The 23,095-nt window shown below is 70.4% G+C and carries 23 protein-coding genes and 2 pseudogenes; 11 read left to right on the plus strand and 14 right to left on the minus strand.

From position 1 onward, the window contains the following. Positions 1-59: 59 nt before the first annotated feature. Positions 60-1,184 carry a DNA integrity scanning diadenylate cyclase DisA gene (gene disA, locus ACZ6TU_RS04650; RefSeq protein WP_086564615.1) on the plus strand — a complete coding sequence of 375 codons (1,125 nt, stop codon included), beginning with the start codon at positions 60-62 and terminating at the stop codon, positions 1,182-1,184. 81 nt (positions 1,185-1,265) lie between these two features. Here the strand turns inward: disA and ACZ6TU_RS04655 are convergent, their stop codons facing one another. Beyond that, positions 1,266-2,129 carry a hypothetical protein gene (locus tag ACZ6TU_RS04655; RefSeq protein ID WP_467675138.1) on the minus strand — a complete coding sequence of 288 codons (864 nt, stop codon included), beginning with the start codon at positions 2,127-2,129 and terminating at the stop codon, positions 1,266-1,268. 175 nt (positions 2,130-2,304) lie between these two features. Between ACZ6TU_RS04655 and ACZ6TU_RS04660 the strand changes: the two genes are divergently transcribed. After that, positions 2,305-2,946 carry a phosphatase PAP2 family protein gene (locus ACZ6TU_RS04660; protein WP_467675136.1) on the plus strand — a complete coding sequence of 214 codons (642 nt, stop codon included), beginning with the start codon at positions 2,305-2,307 and terminating at the stop codon, positions 2,944-2,946. Between the two features lie 61 nt (positions 2,947-3,007). Here the strand turns inward: ACZ6TU_RS04660 and ACZ6TU_RS04665 are convergent, their stop codons facing one another. Both ACZ6TU_RS04665 and ACZ6TU_RS04670 read right to left on the minus strand, forming a co-directional pair. Continuing rightward, a complete protein-coding gene (locus ACZ6TU_RS04665; RefSeq protein WP_469547352.1) occupies positions 3,008-3,700 on the minus strand; it encodes a response regulator in 693 nt (230 codons plus the stop codon). 5 nt (positions 3,701-3,705) lie between these two features. Further along, complete coding sequence (locus ACZ6TU_RS04670; RefSeq protein WP_469546659.1) at positions 3,706-5,280, minus strand: sensor histidine kinase; 1,575 nt, start codon at positions 5,278-5,280, stop codon at positions 3,706-3,708. A 119-nt stretch (positions 5,281-5,399) separates the two neighbouring features. Here ACZ6TU_RS04670 and ACZ6TU_RS04675 point away from each other — a divergent pair, with 119 nt between their 5' ends. The 5 genes from ACZ6TU_RS04675 to cseC all read left to right on the plus strand — a co-directional run bounded on the left by ACZ6TU_RS04675 (position 5,400) and on the right by cseC (position 9,999). Further along, positions 5,400-6,335, plus strand: a complete 936-nt coding sequence (locus ACZ6TU_RS04675; protein ID WP_469546662.1) for an HhH-GPD family protein — start codon at positions 5,400-5,402, stop codon at positions 6,333-6,335. 288 nt (positions 6,336-6,623) lie between these two features. Beyond that, complete coding sequence (locus ACZ6TU_RS04680) at positions 6,624-7,163, plus strand: SigE family RNA polymerase sigma factor (RefSeq protein WP_059423502.1); 540 nt, start codon at positions 6,624-6,626, stop codon at positions 7,161-7,163. Continuing rightward, on the plus strand, positions 7,151-7,807 hold the full coding sequence (locus tag ACZ6TU_RS04685; protein WP_467675128.1) for a hypothetical protein: 657 nt from the start codon (positions 7,151-7,153) through the stop codon (positions 7,805-7,807). Before ACZ6TU_RS04680 ends, ACZ6TU_RS04685 begins: the two co-directional genes overlap by 13 nt. Before the next feature lie 137 nt (positions 7,808-7,944). Continuing rightward, positions 7,945-8,646, plus strand: coding sequence for a two-component system response regulator CseB (gene cseB, locus ACZ6TU_RS04690; protein WP_467675126.1), 702 nt, complete (start codon positions 7,945-7,947; stop codon positions 8,644-8,646). 9 nt (positions 8,647-8,655) lie between these two features. Further along, entirely contained in the window at positions 8,656-9,999 is a 1,344-nt protein-coding gene (gene cseC / locus ACZ6TU_RS04695; protein WP_467675124.1) for a two-component system sensor histidine kinase CseC, read from the plus strand. Positions 10,000-10,012: 13 nt separating this feature from the next. Here cseC and ACZ6TU_RS04700 read toward each other — a convergent pair whose 3' ends face one another. The 3 genes from ACZ6TU_RS04700 to ACZ6TU_RS04710 all read right to left on the minus strand — a co-directional run bounded on the left by ACZ6TU_RS04700 (position 10,013) and on the right by ACZ6TU_RS04710 (position 12,720). Beyond that, positions 10,013-10,459: a VOC family protein gene (locus ACZ6TU_RS04700; RefSeq protein WP_467675122.1), complete on the minus strand. Its 447-nt coding sequence runs from the start codon at positions 10,457-10,459 to the stop codon at positions 10,013-10,015. Positions 10,460-10,522: 63 nt separating this feature from the next. Then, on the minus strand, positions 10,523-10,957 hold the full coding sequence (locus tag ACZ6TU_RS04705) for a helix-turn-helix transcriptional regulator (RefSeq protein ID WP_469546669.1): 435 nt from the start codon (positions 10,955-10,957) through the stop codon (positions 10,523-10,525). A 173-nt stretch (positions 10,958-11,130) separates the two neighbouring features. Then, positions 11,131-12,720, minus strand: a complete 1,590-nt coding sequence (locus tag ACZ6TU_RS04710) for an MDR family MFS transporter (protein ID WP_467675118.1) — start codon at positions 12,718-12,720, stop codon at positions 11,131-11,133. 124 nt (positions 12,721-12,844) lie between these two features. Between ACZ6TU_RS04710 and ACZ6TU_RS04715 the strand changes: the two genes are divergently transcribed. Beyond that, entirely contained in the window at positions 12,845-13,441 is a 597-nt protein-coding gene (locus ACZ6TU_RS04715) for a TetR/AcrR family transcriptional regulator (protein ID WP_467675116.1), read from the plus strand. 23 nt (positions 13,442-13,464) lie between these two features. Here ACZ6TU_RS04715 and ACZ6TU_RS04720 read toward each other — a convergent pair whose 3' ends face one another. Next, on the minus strand, positions 13,465-14,178 hold the full coding sequence (locus tag ACZ6TU_RS04720; protein ID WP_467675114.1) for a M23 family metallopeptidase: 714 nt from the start codon (positions 14,176-14,178) through the stop codon (positions 13,465-13,467). A 442-nt stretch (positions 14,179-14,620) separates the two neighbouring features. Here ACZ6TU_RS04720 and ACZ6TU_RS04725 point away from each other — a divergent pair, with 442 nt between their 5' ends. Then, positions 14,621-15,253 (plus strand): HAD family acid phosphatase, encoded by a 633-nt coding sequence (locus ACZ6TU_RS04725; protein ID WP_469546672.1) that lies wholly within the window; start codon positions 14,621-14,623, stop codon positions 15,251-15,253. A 93-nt stretch (positions 15,254-15,346) separates the two neighbouring features. Here ACZ6TU_RS04725 and ACZ6TU_RS04730 read toward each other — a convergent pair whose 3' ends face one another. Next, entirely contained in the window at positions 15,347-17,872 is a 2,526-nt protein-coding gene (locus ACZ6TU_RS04730; protein WP_467675110.1) for an ATP-dependent Clp protease ATP-binding subunit, read from the minus strand. Between the two features lie 430 nt (positions 17,873-18,302). On the opposite strand from ACZ6TU_RS04730, the pseudogene ACZ6TU_RS04735 reads away from it, so the two are divergent. Together ACZ6TU_RS04735 and ACZ6TU_RS04740 are read left to right on the plus strand one after the other, a co-directional pair. Beyond that, positions 18,303-18,662 (plus strand): annotated as a pseudogene (locus tag ACZ6TU_RS04735) (SCO3374 family protein); the annotation flags it as partial. A 429-nt stretch (positions 18,663-19,091) separates the two neighbouring features. After that, positions 19,092-19,322: pseudogene (locus ACZ6TU_RS04740) on the plus strand (SCO3374 family protein); the annotation flags it as partial. A gap of 9 nt (positions 19,323-19,331) precedes the next feature. On the opposite strand, the gene ACZ6TU_RS04745 reads toward ACZ6TU_RS04740, so the two are convergent. The 6 genes from ACZ6TU_RS04745 to ACZ6TU_RS04770 all read right to left on the minus strand — a co-directional run bounded on the left by ACZ6TU_RS04745 (position 19,332) and on the right by ACZ6TU_RS04770 (position 23,091). Continuing rightward, a complete protein-coding gene (locus ACZ6TU_RS04745; RefSeq protein WP_010048839.1) occupies positions 19,332-19,667 on the minus strand; it encodes a histone-like nucleoid-structuring protein Lsr2 in 336 nt (111 codons plus the stop codon). Between the two features lie 282 nt (positions 19,668-19,949). Then, positions 19,950-20,483, minus strand: a complete 534-nt coding sequence (locus ACZ6TU_RS04750; RefSeq protein ID WP_338782109.1) for an amino-acid N-acetyltransferase — start codon at positions 20,481-20,483, stop codon at positions 19,950-19,952. 10 nt (positions 20,484-20,493) lie between these two features. Next, positions 20,494-20,928, minus strand: a complete 435-nt coding sequence (locus ACZ6TU_RS04755) for a BlaI/MecI/CopY family transcriptional regulator (RefSeq protein ID WP_467675108.1) — start codon at positions 20,926-20,928, stop codon at positions 20,494-20,496. Positions 20,929-21,134: 206 nt separating this feature from the next. Next, positions 21,135-21,323: a hypothetical protein gene (locus tag ACZ6TU_RS04760; protein ID WP_467675107.1), complete on the minus strand. Its 189-nt coding sequence runs from the start codon at positions 21,321-21,323 to the stop codon at positions 21,135-21,137. An 18-nt stretch (positions 21,324-21,341) separates the two neighbouring features. Then, positions 21,342-22,013, minus strand: coding sequence for a hypothetical protein (locus tag ACZ6TU_RS04765; protein WP_469547354.1), 672 nt, complete (start codon positions 22,011-22,013; stop codon positions 21,342-21,344). A 280-nt stretch (positions 22,014-22,293) separates the two neighbouring features. Continuing rightward, positions 22,294-23,091 carry a type III pantothenate kinase gene (locus ACZ6TU_RS04770; RefSeq protein WP_467675105.1) on the minus strand — a complete coding sequence of 266 codons (798 nt, stop codon included), beginning with the start codon at positions 23,089-23,091 and terminating at the stop codon, positions 22,294-22,296. Positions 23,092-23,095: the final 4 nt, after the last annotated feature.

Raw genomic sequence — 23,095 nt, forward strand, 5'->3', positions numbered from 1 at the left:
TCCGTGCGAACCGAGCGCGCGACACGGGGGCGCCCAGAACCTGCGACCGGAGGAGTGCAGTGGCAGCCAACGACCGGGCATCAGCTCCCGGAAAGTCCGGCGGGAGTGCCGGTACCGATGGCCTGATGCGCGCCTCACTGAGCGCCGTGGCACCCGGGACCGCCCTGCGTGACGGCCTGGAGCGCGTGCTCCGCGGCAACACCGGCGGTCTCATCGTGCTGGGCTCCGACAAGACGGTCGAGGCGCTGTGCAGCGGCGGTTTCGTGCTGGACGTCGAGTTCACCGCGACCCGTCTGCGCGAGCTGTGCAAGCTGGACGGCGGCATCGTGCTGTCCTCGGACCTGTCGAAGATCCTGCGCGCGGGCGTGCAGCTGGTCCCGGACCCGACGATCCCCACGGAGGAGACGGGCACCCGGCACCGCACCGCCGACCGCGTCAGCAAGCAGGTCGGCTTCCCGGTCGTCTCGGTCTCCCAGTCGATGCGGCTGATCGCCCTGTACGTGGACGGCCAGCGCCGCGTCCTGGAGGACTCGGCGGCGATCCTGTCCCGCGCCAACCAGGCCCTCGCGACCCTGGAGCGCTACAAGCTCCGCCTCGACGAGGTCGCGGGCACGCTGTCGGCACTGGAGATCGAGGACCTGGTGACCGTCCGGGACGTCTCGGCGGTCGCCCAGCGCCTGGAGATGGTGCGCCGGATCGCCACGGAGATCGCCGAGTACGTGGTGGAGCTGGGCACGGACGGTCGGCTGCTGGCCCTCCAGCTCGACGAGCTGATCGCCGGTGTGGAGCCCGAGCGCGAGCTGGTCGTCCGGGACTACGTCCCCGAGCCCACGGCCAAACGCTCCCGCACGGTCGACGAGGCGCTGGCCGAGCTGGACGCCCTCACCCACGCCGAGCTTCTCGAACTGCCCACGGTGGCCCGGGCGTTGGGCTACACCGGTTCGCCCGAGACGCTGGACTCGGCGGTGTCCCCGCGCGGCTTCCGCCTGCTCGCCAAGGTGCCCCGGCTCCCCGGCGCGATCATCGACCGTCTGGTCGAGCACTTCGGTGGCCTCCAGAAGCTGCTCGCCGCGAGCGTCGACGACCTCCAGACGGTGGACGGTGTCGGCGAGGCCCGGGCGCGCAGCGTCCGGGAGGGGCTGTCGCGGCTGGCGGAGTCCTCGATCCTGGAGCGGTACGTCTAGCGCTTGAGCTGCACCGGCTGGAACGGCTGAGGGCGGTACCCGGCAAGGGGTACCGCCCTCGGGTGTCCGATTCGCCGGGCCCTAGTCGGCCGACAGCACGAACGACGTCTGCACCTTCGCAAAGCCCGGAGCCTTCGCCTCCACCAGGTACGTGCCCGTCCCGGCCGAGCCCGCCGGAGGCGTGGCGCACTCGGGGGCGCCCGGCTTGCGGTCCCAGTTCACGGTGTAGGTGATGCCGCTGCCCGCGGGCACCCGGTACAACTGGTGCGCGGCGGCCTTCGGGCAGTCCTTGGAGGACCAGTAGTCGTCGTCGGAACTCGCCGGGGTGATCGTGAACACCGCGTTCTTCGGCCCGAGGTCGATCTTGCAGTCGCTGCCGGAGATGTTCCGCGCGGTCAGCAGGAACGTGGGCGTCTGCTCGGGGTCGTAGGTGTTGTGCCGGCTGCGCAGGCTGAACTTGACCACGCTGGCGGTGCAGTTGGGCAGTGTGGAACCGGCCGGCAGCGTGTCCCCGACGCCGACGCCGCCCACCGTGGTACCGCCCCCGGAACCACCGGCGCCGCCGGACCCGCCCGAGCCGGAACCGCCGCCGGAGCCCGTGCCGGAACCGTCCCCGGAGCCGTCACCCGAGCCGTCGCCGGAACCGTCCCCGGAACCGTCCCCGGACCCGGACGACGAGCCGCCGGAGCCCCCGCCGCCCGAGTCGTCGCGTCCGCCGGGCGCTTGGCTGATGGCCGGACCCGAACTCGACGGGCCGGGCGTGATGGAGGGCGCGGGATTCTTGCCGTTGGCGTCGTTGTCGCGGTCCTTGCCGCCCCCGCCACCCATGGTCACGATCCAGGTGGTCAGCAGCGCCAACAGGGCGACCACAGACACCAGTACCACCCTCCGACGCCAGTAGATGGAGGAGGGAAGCGGCCCGACCGGATTGCGCAGAGATCCCACGGCGCAAACCTTACGAGAGATCGGCGCGTTCGCCTGTCCCACCCGCCGCTCGGGACCACAACTTTTCCGGATCATCATCCCGGAAACAACCGCCCCACCCCTGTCTTTCGACAGGTACGGCACGCGACGATCGCTGGGTGTGACGGTATCGGCCTGCCGCCTACCGTCCGTGACCATGAACTTCGAGGACAGCGCGCTCTACCGCTACATCACCGACTTCGCCCGCGACACCCCGGTGTGGGTACAGCACGGGGCCGGCACATGGACGGAGGCCGGACTGCTCGTCTTCGTCGCGCTGTTCGCCACCGCCTGGTGGCGTGCCCGCCGCGACACGACCCACGCGTTCGCGATCGCGGCCCTTGCACCTCTGGCCACGGCAGTGGCGTACGTGTGCAGTGAGGTGCTCAAGTCCGCGGTCACGGAGGAGCGTCCGTGCCGGGCGGTCGCCGGTGCGGCCGTGTCCCTCGCCGAGTGCCCACCGCACGGCGACTGGTCCTTCCCGTCCAACCACGCCACGATCGCGGGCGCCGCGGCGGTCGCCCTGACGCTGGTCCGGCGCGCGCTCCTGTGGCTGACGGCCCCGCTCGCCCTGCTCATGGCCTTCTCCCGGGTCTTCGTCGGCGTGCACTATCCGCACGACGTCCTCGCGGGGCTGGTGCTGGGCACGCTCGTCGCACTCGTCGCCGTACGGCTGGGCACGGGCCCGGCGACCCGGCTCGCCGAGGCGATGCGCACCTCGCCGGCACCGGCCGTGCGGTGGTTCACCGGGCCGGGCACGGCGCCCGTCACGTCGTACGGCTCGCACGCGCGGCGCTGAGCCGACCGGTATGCGCATCACCGAGCAGGGACGCGCCCCCACCGCCGCGCCGCCCCGGTCGTCACGACTCCACCAGCCCCGCCTCGTACGCCACGATCGCCGCCTGCACCCGGTTGCGCACGCCCAGCCGGTCCAGGACCGCGCTCACGTACGCCTTCACCGTGCCCTCGACGAGGTGCAGCCGGGCGGCGATCTCCGGGTTGGACAGACCGGCGCCGACCAGGCCGAGCACCTCGCGTTCGCGGGGGCTCAGCACGGCCACGCGCGCACGTGCCTGTGCCTCACGGGTGAGCCGGGCGCCACCGAGGCCCTCGTCGATGACGTACCGGGCCACCTTGGGCGACAGGAACGCGGCACCGGCGGCCACCGCCCGTACACCGGCGATCAGTTCGTACGGGTCCCCGGACTTCAGCAGGAAGCCGGTGGCGCCGCCGCCGAGGGCGCGGGTCACGTAGGTGCCCTCGGAGAAGGTGGTGAGCATCGCGACGGCCGTGCCGGGCACGGTCCGTACGATCTCCTCCGCCGCCGTGAGGCCGTCCAGGCGCGGCATGCGGATGTCGAGCAGGGCCACGTCCGGGCGGTGGGCGCGGGCCAGCTCGACCGCCTCGCGGCCGTCGCCCGCCTCGGCGACGACCTCCGTCGCGCCGCTGCTGGCCAGGATGGCGCGTACTCCGGCCCGGACCATGGTCTCGTCGTCGGCCAGCAGCACGCGGATCGCCGTGCTCGCCCCGTTCACCGTGCTCACCCCGCTCATCCCGCTCACCGTGCGAACTCCTCGTACTCCTCGCGGCCCTCGCCGGACACGCCGATGCCCGGCACCACGTCCTTGGCGACCAGCCGCCCGGCGTCGAAACACAGTCTGAAGTGGTCGACGGAGACGAACAGTTCGCCGCTCGCCCGGTAGTAGCGGCAGTCGGCGCCCTCCGGCGCGGGTGTCGGCGCTCGCTCGGCGGGCGGGTCGTTCACGTCCCGCTCGGGCAGCACGCGCTCGACCTCGGCGGTGGGGGCGCCCAGGCGCAGCTTCGCGTAGGCGGCGGGTTCGAGCACCGAGTGCGTCTCGGCGTACGCGTACCAGCCGAAGGCCGCGCCGACGAGCACCACGCCCACGCCGGCCGCGGTGCCGAGGCCGACGGCGACCCGGCGGCGGGCGTGCGTGAACGGCGCCCGGGCGGGGCGCACCGGTCCGACCGCGGTCTGCTGCGCGGGGACGTGAGCCCGGACCCGGAATCCCTCCCCGTGCGGACCCGCCTCGAACTCGCCGCCCACCGAGGTCACCGCGGCCCGCAGCCCGAGCAGGCCCGTACCGCCTCCGGAGGGCGGGGAACCGTCCTGGGTGGCCCGGCCGTTGGTGACGGTGACGGACGTCCCCGCGGCCCGCCCCGTCACCGCCACGGTCACGGGAGCGCCCGGTGCGTGCCGTGCCGCGTTGGTCAGTGCCTCCCGGACCACGCGGTGCAGCAGCCGTTCGGCGACCCCGCCGGGCTCCGCGGCCGGGTCCTGCCCGGTGGGCTCCCAGCGCACCGGCAGGCCCGATTCCGCGGCGCGGGCGACGAGCTGCTCCAGGGTCTCGCCCGGCGGGGCCAGCGGCACGGGCTCGTCGTCCTCGCGCAGGACGCCGATGATGCGGTGCAGCCGGTCCGTGGCGTCGGCGGCGGCAGCGCGCAGGTCGGCCGCCGCGGTCCGGTGCTCGTCGCCGAGGCCGGGCGCGACCTGGAGGGCGCCCGCGCGCAGGGCGATGAGGCTCAGCTCGTGGCCGAGGGAGTCGTGCATGTCCTGGGCGATCCGTGCCCGCTCGCGCAGCCGGGCGCGTTCCTCGGCGAAGCGGGCCTCGTCCTCCAGCCGGGCGGCGCGCAGCCAGCCCGCCTCGGCCAGCTCGCGGCTCTGCCTCCAGTACCGGCCGCCGAGCCAGGGGAAGACGCAGCCGAAGAGCAGCGTGCCCGTCATGACGAGCCACTCGGGGGCCGGGTCGACGCCGACGAGCACGATCCGGGCGCTGCCGGCGCAGCCGACGGCGGCGAAGCAGAGCACCGCGGGGCGTGCCCGGCCCGCCCGCAGCCCGAGCAGCAGCGCGAACACGCCGAGGGCCGGGCCGTAGGAGACGGTGAACAGGGCCCGGGCGGCGGCGAGGCCCAGGGCGGCAGCCAGCCCGAACGCCACGAGCGGCAGCGGCCGGGACAGGGCTGCCGCGACCGCCAGCACCGCCACACCGGCCAGTTGCTGCCAGAGAGGACGCGGCTCGTTCAGCCCGAGCCGGTCCGCCGTGAGCGCGGGCAGGGCGAGGGCCGCCCAGAGCAGCGCGCAGCCGCCGAGCCGGGCGGGACGAGGACGTTCCATTCGCCCGACGCTATAGGCGGACAGCGGGGTGGCACTGCTGCCGATCGTCAGGTACGTCTGTCCCTCTTGGGTGGTGGTGTGCCCGGATCGCGGTCCCCGCGTGGCAGGATCGAATGGCCATGACTGCTCCCACGAAGCCCCCGCACACCGGCCCCACCGACCCCGCGTCCGGCCCGCCCTCCGGCGAGAGCCTGCACTCCCCCGTCATCGACTGGTTCGACGAGAACGCCCGTGACCTGCCGTGGCGACGCCCCGAGGCCGGGGCGTGGGGTGTGATGGTCAGTGAGTTCATGCTCCAGCAGACGCCGGTGAACCGCGTCCTGCCCGTCTACGAGCAGTGGCTGGCCCGCTGGCCGCGCCCCGCCGACCTGGCCAAGGAGGCGCCGGGCGAGGCGGTTCGGGCCTGGGGCCGGCTCGGCTACCCGCGCCGCGCCCTCAGGCTGCACGGCGCCGCCGTCGCGATAACGGAACGGCACGGCGGCGATGTACCGGCCGACCACGCCCAGCTGCTGGCGCTGCCCGGCATCGGCGAGTACACGGCCGCCGCCGTCGCCTCCTTCGCCTACGGGCAGCGGCATCCGGTGCTGGACACCAATGTGCGCCGGGTCTTCGCCCGCGCGGTCACCGGCGTGCAGTATCCGCCGAACGCCACCACCGCCGCCGAGCGCAAACTCGCCCGCGCGCTGCTGCCCGAGGACGAGCCGACCGCCGCCCGCTGGGCCGCCGCCTCCATGGAACTGGGCGCGCTGGTGTGCACGGCGAAGAGCGAGTCGTGCCACCGCTGCCCGATCGCCGCGCTGTGCGCGTGGCGGCTGGCGGGCAAGCCGGAGCACGACGGGCCGCCGCGCCGCGGCCAGACATACGCGGGCACCGACCGGCAGGTGCGCGGACGGCTGCTCGCCGTGCTGCGGGAGGCGCACGGTCCGGTTCCGCAGTCGGTCCTGGACCGGGTGTGGCACGAGCCGGTGCAGCGGGCCCGCGCCTTGGACGGCCTCGTCGCCGACGGTCTGGTGGAGCCGCTGGCGGGCGGGCTGTACCGGCTGCCGCTGACCTGACGTACAGACAGGCGGGTCACAGACGCGAGTCGTCGTCCGTCACAGTGATGGGGGTGGATAAATCGCCCTGAATCCACCCCAACACGCCCACCGCATTACCCCGTTCCCACGTCCGTTACACAACCGACGGACAGCCGAGTGCTAGCCGAAGGCTGCTTCGGACAGTGCCGTGACAACGCCTCCGTACCTTCAATTCCGTTCCCGGAAGACACGGGACGACCAAGGAACACAGGCAGTGCACGGGCGGCGGGGAGCCGGCCGTAACGGGGAAGCGGAAGGCGGTTCACCATGGCGCAGGGCGAGGTGCTCGAGTTCGAGGAGTACGTCCGCACTCGGCAGGACGCGCTGCTGCGCAGTGCCCGCCGACTGGTCCCGGACCCGACGGACGCGCAGGACCTGCTCCAGACCGCGCTCGTACGGACGTACGGCCGCTGGGAGACCATAGAGGACAAGCGGCTGGCGGACGCCTACCTGCGCCGGGTGATGATCAACACGCGAACGGAGTGGTGGCGGGCCCGCAAGCTGGAGGAGGTGCCGACCGAGCAGCTCCCGGACGCCTCGGTCGACGACTCCACCGAGCAGCACGCGGACCGCGCCCTGCTGATGGACATCATGAAGGTGCTCGCCCCGAAGCAGCGCAGTGTCGTCGTGCTGCGACACTGGGAGCAGATGTCCACAGAGGAGACGGCCGCCGCCCTCGGCATGTCGGCGGGAACGGTCAAGAGCACGCTGCACCGGGCGCTCGCCCGGCTCCGCGAGGAGCTGGAGTCCCGCGATCTGGACGCACGCGCGCTGGAGCGTGAGGAGCGGGAGCGGTGCGCGGCCTGACCGGCGAAGGGTCCGCCCGGACCCGGGGCAGCATCCAGGCGGTGAGTACGGCGCTGGCCGTGCTCGCCGCCCTCGCCCTTTTCGTGTCCGCGTGCGGCTCGGGCGGCACCGGCGCCCGTGACGAGGGCCCGGCGCACTCCGACTCGGTCGCGGGCGCCGCCGCCGCCACACCGTCCGGCGCGCCGTCGAAGACGCCCGACGCGGTCAACGCGGTCCGGCTCGTCAAGGACGACCCAAAGGTCTCCCCCGAGGTGAAGCGCGAGCTGAAGCCGTGCGTCGCCGACGAGTACCCCGTCGACGTGTCCTACGGCAACCTGACCGGCGGGTCGGCCGACGACGTCGTCGTCAACGTGCTGACCTGCGGTGACGCTGTGGGTGTCGGCAGTTACGTGTACCGCGAGCAGGACGGCTCGTACAAGAATGTGTTCAGGGCCGAGGAACCCCCGGTCTACGCGGAGATCGACCGCGGCGACCTGGTCGTCACCAAGCAGGTGTACGAGAAGGGCGACCCGGTGTCGAGTCCCTCCGGGGAGAACGTGATCACGTACCGATGGGCCTCCGGCCGGTTCGACGAGGAGTACCGCACGCACAACGACTACGGGAAGGTCGTCGGCGACACCCCCACGCCGGAACCCACGAGCTGACGTGGGCGGAAGGCGCGTGAACCGATCGGGCCGCTCGGACCGATCCACCGGTGAACGCATCACACGGACCGTGCGTCCCCCAGAGAGAACGCGACAGAACGCACCCCACGAACCACACGAGGACTGAGAGCAACGGGATGGCAGACCAGACCCACGTCCTGTTCGTCGAGGACGACGACGTCATCCGTGAGGCCACGCAGCTCGCCCTGGAACGGGACGGCTTCGTGGTCACCGCCATGCCCGACGGGTTGTCGGGCCTGGAGGCGTTCCGGACGGACCGCCCCGACATCGCGCTGCTGGACGTCATGGTTCCCGGGCTCGACGGGGTCAGCCTGTGCCGCCGCATCCGGGACGAGTCGACCGTGCCCGTCATCATGCTGTCGGCGCGGGCCGACTCCATCGACGTCGTGCTGGGCCTCGAGGCGGGTGCCGACGACTATGTGACCAAGCCGTTCGACGGTGCCGTCCTGGTCGCCCGGATCCGCGCGGTGCTGCGCCGGTTCGGGCACGCGGGTGGCGGCCGGGCCGAGGAGCCGGCCTCGCCGCCGAACGGCGGGGTGCTGACCTTCGGGGACCTGGAGGTCGACACCGAGGGCATGGAGGTCCGCCGGGCCGGGCAGCCGGTGGCGCTGACGCCGACCGAGATGCGGCTGCTGCTGGAGTTCTCCACGACGCCGGGCACGGTGCTCTCCCGCGACAAGCTGCTGGAGCGGGTGTGGGACTACGGCTGGGGCGGGGACACCCGCGTCGTCGACGTGCACGTGCAGCGGCTGCGGCAGAAGATCGGCCAGGACCGTATCGAGACGGTCCGCGGCTTCGGCTACAAGCTGAAAGCCTGAGCAGGGGTTATGAGGGGGCATTTCCGGCGCCTGGTCGCCACGGGCTTGGAGCGCGCGGGCATCCGCACGGGCCTCAGGTGGAAGCTGAGCGCGGCCATCGCGCTGGTCGGGGCGCTGGTGGCGGTCGCGCTGAGCCTGGTCGTGCACAACGCCGCCCGGGTGTCGATGCTGGACAACGCGCGCGACCTCGCCGACGAGCGCATCATGATCGCCCAACGCAACTTCGAGCTGTCCGGGCGGATGAACTTCCCCAACACCAAGATCGACGACCCGAACCTGCCGGTGGCGCTGCGGGAGCGGGTGGAGGCGGGGCAGCGGGCGACGTACGTGGCGGACCGGCCGGGTGACGTGCCCGACATATGGGCCGCCGTGCCACTGAAGAACGGGCATGTGATGTCCCTGCACTCGGGCTTCACCGACCGCAGCTCGGACATCCTCCAGGACCTCGACCAGGCCCTGATCATCGGCTCCATCGCGGTCGTCCTCGGCGGCAGCGCGCTCGGCGTGCTCATCGGCGGGCACCTCTCGCGGCGGCTGCGCAAGGCGGCCGTCGCAGCCAGCCAGCTCGCGGGCGGCGAGACGGACGTGCGCGTGCGCGACGCCATGGGCGGGGTCGTCCGGGACGAGACCGACGACCTGGCGAGCGCGGTGGACGCCATGGCGGACACGCTGCGGCAGCGGATCGAGGCGGAGCGGCGGGTCACCGCCGACATCGCGCACGAGCTGCGCACGCCGGTGACGGGGCTGCTGACCGCAGCCGAACTGCTGCCGCCGGGGCGTCCGACCGAGCTGGTGCTGGACCGGGCGAAGGCGATGCGCACGCTCGTGGAGGACGTGCTGGAGGTGGCCCGGCTGGACGGGGCCTCGGAGCGGGCGGAGCTCCAGGACATCGTGCTGGGCGAGTTCGTCGCCCGGCGGGTGGCGGCCAAGGACCCGGACGCCGAGGTGCGGATCGTGCACGAGTCGGCGGTCACCACCGACCCGCGGCGCCTGGAGCGGGTGCTGTTCAACCTGCTCGCCAACGCGGCCCGGCACGGCAAGCCGCCCATCGAGGTCACCGTCGAGGGCCGGGTCATCCGGGTCCGCGACCACGGCCCGGGCTTCCCCGAGGACCTGCTCGCCGAGGGGCCGAGCCGCTTCCGCACCGGCAGCAAGGACCGGGCCGGGCACGGACACGGCCTCGGCCTGACCATCGCGGCCGGTCAGGCGCGGGTACTGGGCGCCCGGCTGACCTTCCGGAACGTGCGCACGCCGGGCGCGCCGGAGGACGTACCCGCCGAGGGAGCGGTGGCGGTGCTGTGGCTGCCGGAGCACGCGCCGACGAATACGGGGAGTTATCCGATGCTGCCCTAGTCCTTCGGGGTGGTCAGCAGGTCCAGTCCTGGTCCAGGTCGAGTCCGCCCTCCCGGGGCTGCGTGAAGGAGAACCAGTTGCCGGAGTCGTCGCGGAACAGCGCCTCCGTGCCGTACGGGCGCTCCTGCGGCTCCTGCAGGAACTCCACACCCCGGTCCTTGAGCTTCTTGTAGTCGCCGTGGATGTCGTCGGTGGTCAGCACTCCGGCGCCGAGCGCGCCCTTCGTCACCAGCTTCCGGAGCATCTCGGCGGACTCGGGGTCCATCGCGGGCCCGCCGGGCACCATCAGCGTGAACTCGACGTCGGGCTGGTTCGGCGAGCCGACGGTGAGCCAGCGCATGCCGCCCTCGCCCATGGTCATGTCCGTACGGACCTCGAGGCCCAGTTTCTCCGTGTAGAACTCCTTGGCCCGGTCCTGGTCGAGGACCCAGACGGTCGCGATGGCGAGACCCTTGATCATGGCGTGCTCCTGCTGGTCGGGGGCCGGTTCGTGCGTGCCCTGCCACCGTAGGCAGCGGGGGTGTCAGCCCGCTTCTCCGGAATTGCGCTGATGCCCTGGGCTGGGTGCCGACCGGAAACCTCCGGCCCACAGCATGGCGTAGCAGCCCGGTATGAGTGCCGCTCCGCGGCCCACGTGCTTCGTCCGGTACTCGCTGGGCGTCAGGCCGGTCCACGCCTTGAACCGGGCCGAGAACGTGCCGACGCTGCTGAAGCCGACCAGGTGGCAGATCTCCGTCACCGACAGGTTGGCGGTGCGCAGCAGGTCCTCGGCGCGTTCTATGCGGCGGTGCGTGAGGTACTGCCCGGGGGTCTCGCCGTACGCCTCCTTGAAGGCGCGGATGAAGTGATACCGCGAGTACCCGGCGTGCGCGGCCACGGCGCCCAGGTCCAGCTCCGGGTCGGCCCAGTCCCGGTCCATGGCGTCCTTGGCGAGGCGCACCTGCCGCATCTTGTCCATGGATCCGATGGTGGCACGGGGGTCTGACAGCGAGGAGGGACACGGACATCTGGGGACGTGTACGGACGCGTGAGACGCATGAGACCCCTGAGACACGTGAGACCGTGAGGGCCTGTGCGGCCGCATGACGAAGGCCCCCGGGGCTGACACCCCGGGGGCCTCGTGCGGTCCCGTCAGACGGCCTCCGCCACGGGCGACTGCGCCGCCGGGGCGTCCGGCTCGTCCTTCGCCTTCGGCCCCGCCCCCTTGAGCGGGACCTCCTTGACGAACACGGCCGCTGCCAGGGCGAGTACCGCCACCACGGCTCCCAGCAGGAACGCCGAGTGCGTGCCGGCGGAGACCGCGTGCTGGTAGGCCTCACGGGCCGCTGCCGGGAGCTTCGCGAGGCTCGCCTGATCGAGCTGCGCGGACTGCTCGGTCACCTTGGAGCCCAGCGCCCCGGCCCGCTCGGCCATGACGTCCTGGACGCGGCTGTTGAACAGCGCACCCATGATCGCGACGCCGAAGGAGGAGCCGAGGGTGCGGAAGAGCGTGGTGGACGAGGACGCGACGCCCATGTCCTTCATCTCCACGCTGTTCTGCGCGACCAGCATGGTGATCTGCATCAGACAGCCCATGCCGAACCCGACCACGGCCATGAAGACACCTGAGGTGAATCGCGAGGTCCCCGTGTCCATGGTGGACAGGAGGTACAGCCCGACGATCATCAGCACGCTGCCGAGGACCGGGAAGACCTTGTACTTGCCGGTGTTCGTGGTCACGCGCCCGGCGACCATCGAGGTGACCAGCATCGCGCCGAGCATCGGCAGGAGCAGCAGCCCGGAGTTGGTCGCGGAGGCGCCCTGCACTGCCTGCTGGTAGAACGGCAGGAACAGCGTGGCGCCGAACATCACGAAGCCGGTGACGAAGCCGATGACCGACATCAGCGTGAAGTTCCGGCTGCGGAAGATGTGCAGCGGAAGCACCGGCTCCGCTGCCTTGGTCTGCCAGAACACGAACCCGACGAGCGCGGCGACCCCGATGCCGATCAGCTCCATGATCCGAGCGGAGGTCCAGGCGTACTCCGTGCCACCCCAGGTGGTGACGAGCACGATCGCGGTGATGCCGACGGTCAGCAGGGCGGCGCCCAGGTAGTCGATCCGCGCCTCGGACCGCTTCTTCGGCAGGTGCAGCACCGCACTGACGGCGATCAGCGCGACCACGCCGAGCGGCAGGTTGATGTAGAACGCCCAGCGCCAGCCCCAGTTGTCGGTGATCGTGCCGCCGACCAGCGGACCGCCGATCATCGCCAGCGCCATGACGCCGGCCATCATGCCCTGGTACTTGCCGCGCTCCCGGGGTGGGATGAGGTCACCGATGATCGCCATGACGCCGACCATCAGACCGCCGGCGCCGAGGCCCTGGACGGCGCGGAAGCCGATCAGCTCGCCCATGTTCTGGGCCATGCCGCTGAGCGCGGAGCCGATCAGGAAGATGACGATGGACGACATGAACGTGCCCTTGCGGCCGTACATGTCGCCGAGCTTGCCCCACAGCGGGGTGGAGGCCGCGGTCGCGAGCGTGTACGCGGTGACCACCCAGGCGAGGTGTTCCAGCCCGCCCAGCTCACCGACGATCGTCGGCATCGCCGTACCGATGATCATGTTGTCGAGCATCGCGAGCATCATCGCGATCATGAGCGCGAGCAGCACGACCCGCACGCTCTTCGGCTGTTTCCCGCCGATGTCGGCGCCGACCGCCGGTGTGTCCGTCGTGTCCGCCATTGCTTTCCCACTCCCCCAGCTACCGCTACTTACTTGCCGACCGGCTAGTGACTACACTCGGAAGCTAGCCGCGGAACTAGCCGGGCGTCAAGTAAGTTTTATGGAAAGGGAGCGGCGTAGGAGGATGGGCGGCACCATGGACGGCACCAGGCAGCGGCGCCGCGGGGACACCCGCCAGCGCATCCAGGACGTGGCCCTCGAACTCTTCGCGGAGCAGGGCTACGAGAAGACCTCCCTGCGCGAGATCGCGGAACGCCTGGAGGTCACCAAGGCGGCTCTCTACTACCACTTCAAGACGAAGGAAGAAATCCTCGTCAGCATCTTCGAGGACCTCACGAAGCCGATCGAGGAGCTGATCGAGTGGGGGCGGCAGCAGCCGCACACGCTCGACACCAAGCAGGAGATCGTCCGCCGTTACGCGGAGACCCTGTCCGGCGCCACGCCGCTGTTCCGCTTCATGCACGACAACCAGGCGACGGTGCGGGAACTGCAGATCGGCGACTCCTTCAAGGAGCGCATCCGCGGTCTGCGCGACATCATCATCGACCCGGACGCCGACATGGTCGACCAGGTCCGCTGCGTCAGCGCGATCTTCACGCTGCACGCCGGGATGTTCCTGCTCCAGGACCTGGAAGGCGACCCCGAGGACAAGAACAAAGCCGTCCTCGAGGTCGCCACGGACCTGGTGACCCAGGCCCACCAGGGAACTCAGCGCTCCTAGCAGGCTCGGGCCGTCCGGAACCGTCAGACCTTGACGCCCTTGGCGCGCAGGAACTTCACCGGGTCGACCGCCGAGCCGTAGTTCGGGGTCGTACGGATCTCGAAGTGCAGGTGCGGACCGCTCGAGTTACCGGTGTTGCCGGACCGGGCGATCTCCTGGCCGGTCTTGACGACCTGGCCGACGTTCACCTTGACCTTCGACAGGTGGGCGTACTGCGAGTACGTGCCGTTGCCGTGCTTGATCACGACGGCATTGCCGTACGCGGGGCCGTCACCGGCGCCGTTGCCGCCGGCCTTGACGACGGTGCCGCCGTGGGCGGCGACGACCTGGGTGCCACTCGGCACGGCGAAGTCCTGACCGCTGTGGGTGGACTGCCACATACCGCCGTTCTGGGCGAAGCTCGCGGAGAGCTTGTACTTCTTCACCGGGTCGACCCAGGACGGCTTGGCCTTCTTGGCGGCCTTCTTCACGGCGGCCTTCTTGGCGGCAGCCGCCTTCTTCGCGGCGGCGGCCTTGGCGGCCTTCTCAGCCTTCGCGGCCTCGGCCTTGGCGGACTTGGCCTGGGCGGCAGCCTGCGCCTGGACGGCACTGGCGGCACCGGACGCGGCCGTGGTGTCGGCGGCGGACGCGACCCCGGCTCCCAGTGCGACCGAGACACCGAGGCCGGCGGCCAGCACGGTCGCACGGGTGCGGAGCTGGGACGTACGGGAAGAACGGGACGTGACGCGCTGGGACATCGAAACCTCGTGGGGAAGGGGACGGAGAAAACCACCCGGCGCACAGTCGCTCGCCGAATGGCCATCCCTTGGTAACCCGAAGTCCGACAAACCTCAAAAAGCGTGATCTACGGCCTAAGTTAGTAATTTAGTTCAGTGTTCTACGTCTCTTGACACAGCACCCATTCGGGGCAAATCAGGGCACTGCACCGCACTTCAGCCTGCCCTGCGGGGCAAGGCTCCCTTTCCTTCCGACCCGTTCAGCACTATTCCGCCTAGTAACGGACATATCGCCTGTGCGGCATGTCACCGGGGGCCCTCTTCGGCCATTCCGGAAATGTGGCGCACGCCTCTATGCACCTACCGTTCGGTAACCCTACGGTTCCCCTCGCGCCATCCCCGCCCACGAACATGCACACGACATGTTGGCAGAGCGTCACGGATGTGAGAGGACCCCCACGACATGCAGACCCGACGCCCCTGGTTGCGCCGCGCCTCAGTGACCGCCGTCTCGGCGGCCGCCCTCGTTGCGATGGCCGCACCGGCCGACGCCGCGGCCCCCGCCGGTGCCGCCACCACGGTCACCACGGCCGCCGCCGCAGACGTCGACTACGCGACCTGGCAGAAGGACTGCCAGGCGGTGATGGACCAGGCGATGCCCTACCTGAAGCAGCGGATCGCGGCCGCCAAGCCGGGCGAGAAGCAGGCGATCGTCTTCGACATCGACAACACCACGCTGGAGACCGACTTCGGCTTCAGCTACCCGCAGCCGGCCAACAAGCCGGTCCTGGCGGCCGCCAGATACGCCCAGGAGCGCGGCGTCGCCCTGTTCTTCGTGACCGCCCGCCCGGACATCATCCACTCGGTCACCGAGTACAACCTCAAGCAGGCCGGCTACCAGGTCTCCGGCCTCTACGTGCGGAACTTCATCGACCTCTTCAAGAACGTCGCCGAGTACAAGACGGCTCAGCGCGTCGACGTCGAGAAGAAGGGCTACACGATCATCGCGAACATCGGTAACAGCGCCACCGACCTCTCGGGCGGCCACGCCGAGAAGACGTACAAGCTGCCGGACTACAACGGGCAGCTGTCGTAACACCGCAGGGCATGCGCCCTGGCATGCGCGCCCAGGGCATGCGAAAGGGGCCGGTGCTTCTCAGCACCGGCCCCTCTCACTCGACCGTGACGCTTACACGTCCTTGCTCAGGTTCGGTCCCGTGCCACCGGCCGCCTGCTCGATCGGCGGGACGTCCGGCAGGGCCGACTTCTCCTCGCCGCGGAAGGTGAAGGTCTTGGTCTCGCCCTCGCCCTCGGTGTCCACGACCACGATGTGACCGGGACGCAGCTCGCCGAAGAGGATCTTCTCGGAGAGGCTGTCCTCGATCTCGCGCTGGATGGTCCGGCGCAGCGGCCGGGCGCCCAGCACGGGGTCGTAGCCCTTCTTGGACAGCAGCTCCTTGGCGGACTGGGAGAGCTCGATGCCCATGTCCCGGTCCTTCAGCCGCTCGTCCACCTTGCCGATCATCAGGTCGACGATCGCGAGGATGTCGTCCTGGGTCAGCTGCGGGAAGACGACCACGTCGTCGACGCGGTTGAGGAACTCGGGCCGGAAGTGCTGCTTGAGCTCGTCCGAGACCTTGTTCTTCATGCGCTCGTAGTTGGACTTGGTGTCGCCCTGAGCCGCGAAGCCCAGGTTGAAGCCCTTGGAGATGTCCCGGGTGCCGAGGTTGGTCGTCATGATGATGACCGTGTTCTTGAAGTCCACGACCCGGCCCTGGGAGTCGGTCAGGCGACCGTCCTCCAGGATCTGCAGCAGCGAGTTGAAGATGTCCGGGTGGGCCTTCTCGACCTCGTCGAAGAGGACGACCGAGAACGGCTTGCGGCGGACCTTCTCCGTCAGCTGGCCGCCCTCCTCGTAGCCCACGTAACCGGGGGGCGAACCGAAGAGACGCGACACCGTGTGCTTCTCGCTGAACTCCGACATGTCGAGGGAGATCAGCGCGTCCTCGTCACCGAAGAGGAACTCGGCGAGGGCCTTGGACAGCTCGGTCTTACCGACACCGGACGGGCCGGCGAAGATGAACGAACCACCGGGACGCTTCGGGTCCTTCAGACCGGCACGCGTACGACGGATCGCCTTCGACAGCGCCTTGACGGCGTCCTTCTGACCGATGACCCGCTTGTGGAGCTCGTCCTCCATGCGGAGCAGGCGGCTGGACTCCTCCTCGGTCAGCTTGAAGACCGGGATGCCCGTGGCCGTGGCGAGGACCTCGGCGATCAGCTCGCCGTCGACCTCGGCGACGACGTCCATGTCGCCGGCCTTCCACTCCTTCTCCCGCTTGGCCTTGGCAGCGAGGAGCTGCTTCTCCTTGTCGCGCAGGGAGGCGGCCTTCTCGAAGTCCTGCGAGTCGATCGCGGACTCCTTGTCGCGGCGGACACCGGCGATCTTCTCGTCGAACTCGCGCAGGTCCGGCGGCGCGGTCATCCGGCGGATGCGCATCCGGGAACCGGCCTCGTCGATCAGGTCGATCGCCTTGTCCGGCAGGAAGCGGTCCGAGATGTACCGGTCGGCCAGGGTGGCGGCCTGGACCAGCGCCTCGTCCGTGATGGACACGCGGTGGTGCGCCTCGTACCGGTCACGGAGACCCTTGAGGATCTCGATCGTGTGCGGCAGGGACGGCTCGGCGACCTGGATGGGCTGGAAGCGGCGCTCGAGGGCCGCGTCCTTCTCCAGGTGCTTGCGGTACTCGTCCAGCGTGGTCGCACCGATGGTCTGCAGCTCACCGCGGGCCAGCATCGGCTTCAGGATCGAGGCCGCGTCGATGGCGCCCTCGGCGGCACCCGCACCGACCAGCGTGTGCAGCTCGTCGATGAACAGGATGATGTCGCCGCGGGTGCGGATCTCCTTGAGGACCTTCTTCAGGCGCTCCTCGAAGTCACCGCGGTAGCGGGAGCCGGCGACCAGCGCGCCGAGGTCCAGGGTGTAGAGGTGCTTGTCCTTGAGGGTCTCGGGCACCTCGCCCTTGACGATGGCCTGGGCGAGACCCTCGACGACGGCGGTCTTACCGACGCCGGGCTCACCGATCAGGACCGGGTTGTTCTTCGTACGGCGGGACAGCACCTGCATGACCCGCTCGATCTCCTTCTCGCGCCCGATGACCGGGTCGAGCTTGGACTCACGAGCGGCCTGGGTGAGGTTCCGGCCGAACTGGTCGAGGACCAGGGACGTGGAGGGCGTGCCCTCGGCAGGACCGCCGGCGGTGGCGGTCTCCTTGCCCTGGTAACCGGAGAGCAGCTGGATCACCTGCTGCCGCACGCGGTTCAGATCTGCGCCCAGCTTGACCAGGACCTGGGCGGCGACGCCCTCGCCCTCGCGGATCAGGCCGAGCAGGATGTGCTCCGTGCCGATGTAGTTGTGGCCCAGCTGAAGGGCCTCGCGGAGCGACAGCTCCAGGACCTTCTTGGCACGCGGGGTGAAGGGGATGTGACCCGACGGGGCCTGCTGGCCCTGGCCGATGATCTCCTCCACCTGCTGGCGGACCGCCTCGAGCGAAATCCCGAGGCTCTCAAGGGCCTTGGCGGCGACACCTTCACCCTCGTGGATCAGACCCAGGAGGATGTGTTCAGTGCCGATGTAGTTGTGGTTGAGCATCCGGGCTTCTTCCTGAGCCAGGACGACAACCCGCCGCGCGCGGTCGGTGAACCTCTCGAACATCGTTAATCGCTCCTCAGAGCGGTCAGGCAGTGGGGGGAACTTCCCCTCCCTGTCCTTCCGCAGCTTAGTCCCGCAAGCGGGGACCGCTCATTCCAACTGCCGACACCGTCCTTGGCCTCCTGACCCCGAACGCCGACATCTGCTCCAACCCGATGGTGCGAGACGATGTTCCCGCAGGCCAGGCAGTTACCCCCTTCGCCAGTACGCCCATGGCGAACGTGAGACGGCCTTTCCTGCGTGTCGCCCCCTCCCACTAGGGATGTCTTACCCGTACGGACTGGAAGTCCATGCCGAGCGCCCCTCTTCCCTCCGCTACGGGCGAACAACCTTGCGCCTCCCCGCACCCCCTGCACGCCCCCATCTCGCCACTGTGTGCGCTCGTCATCACACCCAGCGTAACCTGCATGCCCTTCCGGCTGTTGCACTTGGCATGTTCGGAGCCCCCGGCCCCATCCCGCTCCGCCGTCGGCCGCTCGACGCGAGCTGTCAGGTCCGGCGGTGGTACGAGAACGAACTGGGCTGGCCGACGGTGCCCGGCGATCCTCTGCGGCTGGTGGTGGGGGTGCGCTACGACGTCCTGGACGTGCCGGCCGAGGCGGGACACGCGGCCCTGCGGCGCTTGGGGCCGGCCTCCCCGGTGGCCGTACTCGGCGACCGGATGCGGCTCCTGGTGGCCCCGGGCAGTGCGGAGGAACTGCCCGGACTGCTGGAGTGGCTGGAGTGGGGGACGCTGCCGCTCGGTCTGACGGCGATCGGGGCGGGGGGTGCCATGGAGGCGCCTCGGCCGCCGGGGATGGAAGTGCCGTTGGCGCGCGGAAGGGGCGGGCCGCTGCGCTGCGAGACGGACCGCTCGGTGTCGTGTGACAGGGGCGGGCCGCCGCCCTACGAGAGAGACACACCGTTCGCGCGCGAGACAGACGGCTCGGGGTCGCGCGAGAGAGGCGGGCCGCCGCCCTGCGGGACGGACGCGCCGTTGTGCCGAGAGACAGACGGCTTGATTCCGTGCGAGAGGGGCGGGCCGCCGCCCCACGAGACGTGCGCGTCGTTCTTGCGCGAGACGGACAGCTCGGTGTCGCGCGAGAGGGGCAGGCCGCCGCCCTGTGAGGGGGTCGCGTCGGCCGCCGCCGAGAGGGGCGGGCCGCTGTCCCGTCAGGCGCTTGTGCCGTCGGTCCCTGAGACGGACGGCACGCTGTCTCCCGAGCCCGGCTCCTCCCGTGGCCGGCCGCTTCCCCTGGGCCGGTTCGGTTCCCAGGGGGCCGCTGTGTGGCTGCGGCCCCCCGAGCCGGGATGCGAGGTCGAGGCCTCGCTGCCGACGCTGTCGGCCTTGGGGGGCGGTGGAGACGCCCCCGATCTCGTGCGGCTGGTGAACACGGTGGCCACGCAGTGCCACCGGGTCCGGCTGCGGCGCGCGTGCGCGCAGCCGCCGGCCTTGCGTGCGCAGGGTCGGTAGTGCCGCTGTTCAGCCGTTGGCCTTCTCGTAGGCCTCGCGGATGGTCGCGGGAACACGGCCGCGGTCGTTGACCTCGTAACCGTTCTCCTTCGCCCAGGCGCGGATGGCCGCGGTGTCCTGGCTGCCGCTCGAAGCCGCGCGTGCCTTTCCACGCCCGCCCGAAGCACGGCCTCCGGTACGACGACCGCCCTTCACGTAAGGCTCGAGAAGGCCGCGGAGCTTGTCCGCATTGGCAGTGGTGAGATCGATCTCGTACGTCTTGCCGTCCAGCGCGAACGTCACGGTCTCGTCCGCCTCGCCACCGTCGAGGTCGTCGACAAGAAGGACCTGAACCTTCTGTGCCACCGGATTTCCTTTCATCGATATCTTCAGGGCCGGGGTGTGCCGGCGTCCGCCGTATCGCCGTCCCCTGTTATATGCAGTACTGCAGTACCTCGGAAAGCAAACCGCTTTTGCCGGAAAAACACAAACCCTCGGCAGAGACCGGCAGCCCCGCCCCCGTCCGGAAACGTGCGCGTTTCGGACATAGGGCACCCGGACAGGGCGGTGGTGCGGAATATGTCTTGACGAACCGAGCGGGCGGTCTTGCGACCGACTTGCGACTGGCTTGTGTGTCCGCCCCGGCGATCACAGATGCAGAAGCATCCGGCTGTTGCCCAAGGTGTTCGGTTTCACTCGTTCGAGACCGAGGAACTCCGCGACACCCTCGTCATAGGAACGCAGCAGCTCCGCGTAGACATCCGTGTCGACAGGCGTCTCGCCGATCTCCACGAAGCCGTGCTTGCTGAAGAAGTCCACTTCGAAGGTCAGACAGAAAACTCGGCGAACGCCGAGCCAGCGGGCGGTGTGCAGCAACTTCTCCAGCAACTGGTGTCCGACGCCCGCGCCCTTCAGGCCGGGCTTCACGGCGAGAGTGCGCACTTCCGCGAGGTCTTCCCACATCACGTGCAGGGCGCCGCAGCCGACGACCTCGGCGTTGTCGTCCCGTTCCGCGACCCAGAACTCCTGGATGTCCTCGTAAAGCGTCACCGTTGCTTTGTCGAGCAGGATGCCGCCGCGGACGTAGGCGTCAAGGAGGCGGCGCACGGCCGGGACATCGCTGGTACGGGCCCGCCGGACGGTGATGGCTTTTGCGGGGGCTTCGGGGCTCTTCGCGGACATGACGGGGACGCTATCGCCCGTCGGGGTCCTGAGCAGAGGCGGGGTTCTCCAGCGGTTCCGCCGGTTCGGTTCGTTCCGCCGGTTCGGCCGGTTCCGACGGTCCGGTCGGTTTCTGGGTTTCCGGGACCTGGACGATGCGTACGGCATCGCGGAGAGCCTCTCGCTGTTCCTCGCTCATCATCCCGAAGAAGGCGACGAGAGCCGCGGCGGGGTTGTCGCTCTGCGACCAGGCGTCGTTCATCAGGGCGGCGGCGTAGGCGGCGCGCGTGGACACCGCCTCATATCGATAGGCACGGCCTTCCGCCTCGCGGCGCACCCAGCCCTTCTGATGGAGATTGTCCAAAACGGTCATCACGGTGGTGTACGCGATGGACCGCTCCTTCTGAAGATCTTCCAGGACTTCTCGAACGGTCACCGGGCGGTTCCACTTCCACACCCGCGACATGACCGCGTCTTCGAGTTCTCCCAATGGGCGAGGCACAGCTCAGAACAATAGTGGGAGATCTCGGTATTGGCGTGGCGGACGTGCGCTTCACCGGCGAACGGGAGCAAAAAGGGCGTACGACTCGAAAGTGCGAACTCCGCCGGGGAGGGCGGCCGCACGGAGTCGTACGCCGTCGGAGCGCTGTGCCGGGGGCTGCAGCGGTCGGGTCAGGCTTCGGCCTTCGGGGGTGTCACGGAGGACTGGCGGGCGCCGTCCACGCGCGCGAGGGCGGCGTCGACGGCCGCGTCCTCCTTGGCCTTGTTGGGGCCGCCCTGTGTCTTCACGATCACCCGGATCACGCCGATGAAGAAGATGGCCATGACGACCGGGGGCAGGAGCGCGGAGACATAGTCCATGGATCCAGAGTAGCCACGTCAGCCCGCGGCGAGCTGCTGGGGGTTCGCCGGGGGCGGCGGAGTGGGCTTGCGGCGCGGGAACACCTCGCCCGGGGTGGGGATCGGGCGGCTGGGTTTCGGGGCGCCCGGGGCGGGGGCCGGGGTGGGCTTGGGGGCGGGCTTCGGGGCCGCCGGCTTTCGTGCGGGCTTCTTCTCGGGCTGCTTCTCGGGGCTGTCCTCGGCGGCGCCGGAGAGGCCTCCGGGGAGGGCCAGGAGGCGGGTGCGGGAGGCGGGGACGGCCGGGGCGCCGGGCGTGACCGGGTGAGCGGCGGGTGAGAGGGAGTGCGAGCCGGTGCCTGCGGACTGATGCCCGGCGAGCAGGGCGCAGCGGTCCAGGAGGGCGGCGGCGGTGGGGTTGCCACGCAGGGCGCGGAGGGCGGCGAAGTCGTCGGGGTGGGGGCGATATCCGGCGCCCAGCGCCTCGTCCAGGAGCGTGAGGTAGCCGGCGGCGGTGCCGGGGAGGGCGGCGCGGTACCGGCCCAGGTCGGCCACGAGGAAGGCACGCAGCCTGGCCCCCTCCCGCATCGCCTCGTCGAGCGACTCTGCGAGGCGGAGGCAGTCCTGGACGTCGTCGGCCGAGGCGGAGGTGGGGTGGAGGGCGAGGGCGAGAGCGCGGCGGAGCACACGCAGCTCCTCCACGCCGAACGCCATGCCGCCGCGGGATCCGTATGGCGTGGGCATGCGGCGACGATACGCGCTAATCAGACAAATCCTGCATAACGGACGGGTGTGGCGCGGGGGACCACCCGGGTGGGCGGGGGTGCGCACCGCGGGTGCCTGCTCCCGGTGGTGGGGCGGCGGGTGCGGGTCCGCGTAGCTGCGGGCAGTCGTACCGCTGGGGCGCTGGGGGTACCCCCTGCTCGAAGAGCTTGAGGGGGGGCACCTCGTCGCGCCGAGTTGCGCACCCACCCGGCCCCAGCGACAACGTCGGTCACATACGCGACACGTTCCGCTCGTACACCAGCCGCAACCCGACCAGCGTCAGCCACGGCTCGTGTTCGTCGATGACCGACGACTCGCCCAGGACCATCGGTGCCAGGCCGCCCGTCGCGATGACCGTGACATCGTCCGGGTCCTCGGACAGCTCGCGGGCCACACGGTTGACGACCCCGTCGACCTGGCCGGCGAAACCGTAGATGATGCCCGACTGCATCGCCTCGACCGTGTTCTTGCCGATGACGCTGCGGGGCCGGGCCACCTCGATCTTGCGGAGCTGGGCACCGCGGACGCCGAGGGCCTCGACGGAGATCTCGATTCCGGGGGCGATGACCCCGCCGACGTACTCGCCGCGCGCGCTGACCGCGTCGAACGTCGTCGCCGTGCCGAAGTCGACGACGATCGCGGGGCCGCCGTAGAGCTCGACCGCCGCGACCGCGTTGATGATGCGGTCCGCGCCGACCTCCTTGGGGTTGTCCATGAGGATCGGGACGCCCGTCTTGACGCCCGGTTCGACCAGGACCGCCGGGACGTCGCCGTAATAGCGGCGCGTCACCTCGCGGAGCTCGTGCAGGACCGAGGGCACGGTCGCGCAGATGGCGATGCCGTCGATGCCGTCGCCCAGTTCGTCGCCGAGGAGCGGGTGCATGCCCATCAGACCCTGGAGGAGGACCGCCAGCTCGTCGGCGGTGCGGCGCGCGTCCGTGGAGATGCGCCAGTGTTCGACGATGTCCTCGCCGTCGAACAGGCCCAGGACGGTGTGGGTGTTGCCTACGTCGATCGTCAGCAGCATGGCC

This window comes from Streptomyces sp. NPDC052064 (genome assembly GCF_055585925.1).